Raw genomic sequence first — 518 nt, 5'->3', positions numbered from 1 at the left:
CAGACACGGAATAACTGTTGTGAATTGCTTAGTGAATTTAGTACCTTTGGCATCAACAACAATGGAAAAAGTGGGTAATAAGGATTAATTTGTAAATTTATCGCATAAGTAAAATGAAAAAGAACGGTAATATAACGATTGACAGAGGGCATGAGGTTTATTCTCCTTATTGCTCAAAATGCGCTGAATGTCACCATTTCAACATGAACGAGTACACCTGTGAGGCGTACCCAGATATAATCCCAGACAGGTTTTTATCAGGAGATAAAGTTCACTTGTCGGTTCAAGAGGATCAGGGAGGGACGACTGTGTTTACTCCCTCGTCTTAGCCTTCAAATACTCAATTCCGTATTTTGAGCAAAAGCATTTCAGATCTTATAATTACCTTTTCAAAATGAACGCTATTCACTTTGCTGATAACCTTCGTTGTGAATTGCTTTCAGAATTTAGTACCTTTGGTATCAGCAACAACTAATTACAGAAAATAGTGGAGGGGGTATCAGTTGTGAATTGCTTTC

Source organism: Proteiniphilum sp. UBA1028 (genome assembly GCF_002316955.1).
Lineage (GTDB): Bacteria > Bacteroidota > Bacteroidia > Bacteroidales > Dysgonomonadaceae > Proteiniphilum.
Note: the sequence above shows the minus strand (reverse complement) of the source record.